Genomic DNA, 4,717 nt, shown 5'->3' with positions numbered 1-4,717 from the left:
AGCCGGGGACAATCCGTCGCCGTCAGTATGCTGATACTGACCCTTGCGGATCATGTGTACCAGCTCAATGCCCGCAAGAATTGCCTGCGCCCGCCTGAACGATTTGAACCCCGTCATCAGTTTTATCTTCCGTTTGATGTTACGGTGATCATGCTCAACCAGATTATTCAGATACTTGATTTGCCTGACGGTGATGTTTTCCTCTTCAGGATTGCCGGCATTGAGCGTTGCCAGGGCTGCTGTATTGGTGCCGCTTTCGCATCACGCCGGGCAGTCAACAAAAAGTCGATGGTCTGCCCTGCAGTGTCAACTGCACGTTACAGATATTTCCACTGCCCTCTGACTCTAATACAGGTTTCATCCATTCGCCAGCGGCGACCCACCGGACGCTTATGCCGTCGGAACGCATTATCCAGTAACGGCACCAGACGGATGACCCAGCGATGGAACGTGGAGTGGTCAATAATAATGCCCCGCTCAGCCATCATTTCCTCCAGATTGCGAAGGCTCAGGGCATAAGCCAGATACCAGCGAACACACCGGGCGATAATGTCGACGGGATAATGCAGGCGTCGGAAAGTTTTTCGGAGCAGGGACATGGTCAGGCAACATTACAAAAAACAAACAGTATGTTACCTGACTGCGCCTTAATGCGACAAAACCCTAAATCACCGATTCTGCTACATTTGTTGCGGTGTATAGGGGAGGTGGAGGTATCATACTCATTTCATATGAAGGCACTGGTGGTGCTATATTCATAGCCTGTCTATATAATGGTGGCCGTGTGGATGCGCTTGAGTTGATATAATTCATAACATTAGTGGTTCTGTCATAATAATACCTCTCGGTTGTATCAAGTTTGAAATAGTCTTTTTGCCCTAACAATGGAATTGAATATTCGATGAAATTTCCCTCATCATGCCCAAATCGGACTGAGATTTTTCTGGAGCTTGATTCCACCGTGCCTATTTTTTCTTGTAAATAACGGTTAACTTTTTCCGTTTGTCTTTTAATATGGTTTGCGAGAAGGTGTTCTTCACTTGAAAAAGAACTGACATTAAAATCCCTAATGTATTCTCTGAGCTGATGCGAAATTGCATACTGATCATTGATTGGCAACTGTGCTCTAATATCATTAATAATCATATTTTCTGGTTGAATTGTGCTCCTGCTGGATTTATTCATAATCTTCAGTGCCTTGCCGCCTTTAGGCGAGAGCGCAGCACCGGCCACCATGCCCGCCAGGCCTGTGGCCATGGAGACCCACCCGAGCACCGTGGTCGCCTCCGGATTCACGTCCTCCGTCGCCCCGCTGGCTATCCCCGTCACGTCCGCCGCAATACCCAGTCCTCCCACAACCAGCGAGGTGGCCGAGGCTGAACTCCACGCCGCAGCCAGGCTGCCCGCCGCCGCGATGGACGCTCCCGCCGTGAACAGGCTCAGTCCCAGCCCGATAACGCCACCAATAATGCCCACTATCCCCTGCCAGCTGATATGCCCGGTAGGGTCGGTGTGGTTGACCGGGTCCCCTGCACAGTAAGCATACGGATTAATCCCGCCCGCACCGAACGGACTCAGGCTGTCCGGGCAGTTGAAACGGCCCAGCACCGGGTTATAAGCCCGGTAGCCGTTGCCAAGGTGATAGCTGCCGCTGACGGGGTCCGGACGTTCGCCGTTAAAGCCGGGCAGGCCGTCCGTGGCGTTCCCGTTCCCCCCGGGAGACCAGGTGTGAAGCTGTCCGCTCCCGGAGGCCGGGTTACGCGACCAGAGCAGGCTGTCGTTGTGGCCACCTGCGGTCAGGGTGAGTCCTGCGGGGCCGGCCACGCCCAGGCAGGCGTGGCCGTGGCGGATAAACCGGGTGGCCCCGGCGGCTGTCGTGAACGTCATAATATTGGCTCCTGATACTGTATCTGTTACGCGCATTCTGGCAGCAGCACGACAAAAAATCTGTCTGGCTGAAACCCCACGCCCCTCCGATAAAACCGGTTCTGATACCATCCGTCACCTAACATTATCTCATCGTTTAACCCATGTTTATGAAAATAATGTATTTTTATCGGCGATGCAGGAGTGGCTGAACTGCCAGTCACTCCTGATGGGCAGCCCATCAGGACGATCCTGCATCAACACCATGAATAATATTGCCAATCTCAGCTTTCAGGATGCGGGGTGTTCAGGCGTACTCATAATGCCTGATGGCAGAACAAAAAATAACCTACTATTTATGGTGAGGCTGGATTTTAACCAGAACCTTTCATCTTCCATATGCTTAAAGAGAGAATAATAATGACCACTTCTGCAGATATCATTAATACCCTCGCGGGTAAAACCAAAACGCTGGGATACGATGCGGTGATTGCCTATGACCGCGACAAAATCAACCACCTTCTTGAGCAGCAGTATGTCAGTAAGCGTGCTGATGGTGCCGAGATGCCGGTATTCAACTGGACTAACAGTGACGGCACCGTGCGCTTCAGTGACCTGACGCTGTCCGCCCCGCGTATCTCTTTTGAAAATGCCACTATCACTGACTCCCGCGTCTCCGTAACCATGGAGTTTGTCAGGGGCAGTATTGCAAAACTCAATACCGACAACCAGGTAACCCGCTACACCCGCGTTCGCCCCGGGGGTGGGGTCTACCTGAAGCTGGATGTGGATCTGAAAAAAGGCAGCGGGACGGTGGATACGGAAGGTCATGTTATCCTGGACCTGTCAGCCGGCAGCGTGAACACAACCAACGTCGACGACGACCCGGCTGCAGAAATCATTCCGTATTTTGAGCAGTGGCTGAAAAATAATCCCGTGACCTACAGTGTGGGGCAGCTCAGCATGGACGTGCTGGACACGGTCCTGACGCCCACGGATTTTATCATCCGCACCCAGCCTGCCGGCAACACGAATAAGGGAGCAGGTTACGGTGCCGTTCTGCTTTTTGTGCTCACCAAAGCTCATCCGTCAGAAAACGCGACCAGCCTGCCGGACGAAACGTTCCCGTGGCTCATCCCCGACGACCACTCTTCAGCTATCCTGGTGAATAACCTGCTCGTCATGAACCAGTTCGTTAAAAAATCAATGGACAGCGTCCTGGACACTGGCGAATGGACGCTGACGCGCGAGGGAAGCTCCAGCGATACTGCCTGGGAACTCGTGGCCTCTGATAATGCCACTCTGCGGCTGGGTTTTGTGAATGCGGAAAATCGGGATAGTAGTGGAGGGCTCTGGAACAGAACGTGGAGCGGTGATTTTGTGCGGGAGTCTGGTCATGCGTATGATGAACTTGATAAGGACTTTATTTACGAACTGGCAGGGGCGAAAATAAAAACGGAGGGCGGGTTCGTACTGACGCCAGATTCAGACAGGACTTTTATTAACCATTTTGGTCTCAAGTACTCTGTACATGACGGATCATTCACAGACTCTTACGGCTACAGCGACAGAGATGTCACATTTTCCCCAACCGGCCAGGGGAACTACACGATGGTAGTGAACACAGTTGATGAGTCCATTCAGCTAACGGGCGGCAGCAATAATATCCATGTGAGCAGTAATTTCTGGGATAAATTTGGAGACATCATCAAATATTACGATGGCGCGACGCTGGCAGACCTGTTGCACGAGAAACTCGACAGCATGGTGAGTGCAGCCGTCAGCGCGCTGCTCAGCAGCGTGAGCTTTGAGCCTATCAGCGTGTTTGCCGTCGACCACCTGCTGTTCCCGGAGCAGAACATTAACCAGCTGAAAGACGCTTCCATGCCGGGTGACATGATAGTGTTCGGTGATATCGCCCCGTCTCTGACCTCTCTGAGCGTAACGCCATTGACCAGCACGGTTTCTGTCGGGCAGAGCGTGCAGTTCACCGCCAGCGATGACGTGACCTGGTCCGTGTCTCCGGCCGATTCCGGTACCATCAGCGCCGACGGCCTTTATCAGGCTCCTGCCGCGCTTGAGAGTGCCCTGATTAACGTTAAAATTACCGCAACCGGCACTGATGGCGCCACGGAATCTGCCTATGTGGCGGTTGTACCGTCATCAGTAATGATATCACCGGCCTTTATAGCCGTGAAGGAAGTCGCAGGCAGTCCCTCCACCTGGCAGTTCACCGCGGACCTTACGGACGGCACGGACCTGTCCGGCTGGAGCGTTGAGGCGGCAGAGTCCGGAGGGCTGACCGGCGTTATTGATGAGAATGGTCAGTATACCACGCCATCCGATGCCTGGCCGAAAGGCTATTCCTGGGTAAACGTTAAGGCAACAGCATCTGACGGACAAGCCGCCACCGCCCGGGTCCTGCTGGTAAGTCACGCGACCCATGCGGAATTTCCCGTCACACCGCCGCTGCTCACGGAGATGACGCTGGGGTCCGTACAGAAGTTTTCGGCCACCGGTGACGGTGAGATAGACCCGGACACGTGGTCGCTTTATCCGGAGGCGGGAAGCGGTTCGCTGGGTGACACGGAGATATCAGGAACGGATGACGAGCCTGTTTATACCGTGAGCTATACGTCGCCGGAGACGGTGAGCGGTGACGAGCTGGTAATTGTCACGACGATGTCGGATGGCATGCCGCTGCGTGCCGGCTATGCCATCGTTGATGTTGGTTATAACCAGGAATAATGTCCTTACTCTGAGTTAATAAAACGGGAACTAATGTTCCCGTTTTATTAAGAGCAGCAAACTATGTGAGGTAATAAACATCATGACATTCACGACAGCCGCC

The 4,717-nt window shown here is 53.3% G+C and carries 3 protein-coding genes and 1 pseudogene; 2 read left to right on the top strand and 2 right to left on the bottom strand.

Features of this window, described 5'->3' with window-relative positions; all coding sequences use genetic code 11:
• Positions 1 to 599 (bottom strand): annotated as a pseudogene (locus GSQ70_RS01055) (IS6 family transposase); the annotation flags it as partial.
• Between the two features lie 64 nt (positions 600 to 663).
• A complete protein-coding gene (locus GSQ70_RS25895) occupies positions 664 to 1,887 on the bottom strand; it encodes an RHS repeat-associated core domain-containing protein (protein WP_233268227.1) in 1,224 nt (407 codons plus the stop codon).
• On the opposite strand from GSQ70_RS25895, the gene GSQ70_RS01045 reads away from it, so the two are divergent.
• Both GSQ70_RS01045 and GSQ70_RS01040 read left to right on the top strand, forming a co-directional pair.
• Entirely contained in the window at positions 1,877 to 2,284 is a 408-nt protein-coding gene (locus GSQ70_RS01045) for a hypothetical protein (RefSeq protein WP_158780475.1), read from the top strand. The genes GSQ70_RS25895 and GSQ70_RS01045 overlap by 11 nt on opposite strands.
• Positions 2,285 to 2,286: 2 nt before the next feature.
• Positions 2,287 to 4,614 (top strand): hypothetical protein, encoded by a 2,328-nt coding sequence (locus GSQ70_RS01040; RefSeq protein WP_158780532.1) that lies wholly within the window; start codon positions 2,287 to 2,289, stop codon positions 4,612 to 4,614.
• Positions 4,615 to 4,717 lie beyond the last annotated feature (103 nt).

This window comes from Pantoea sp. BAV 3049, from assembly GCF_009765445.1.
Classification (GTDB): domain Bacteria; phylum Pseudomonadota; class Gammaproteobacteria; order Enterobacterales; family Enterobacteriaceae; genus Erwinia.
This window is presented reverse-complemented; position numbering and strand designations above follow the sequence as displayed.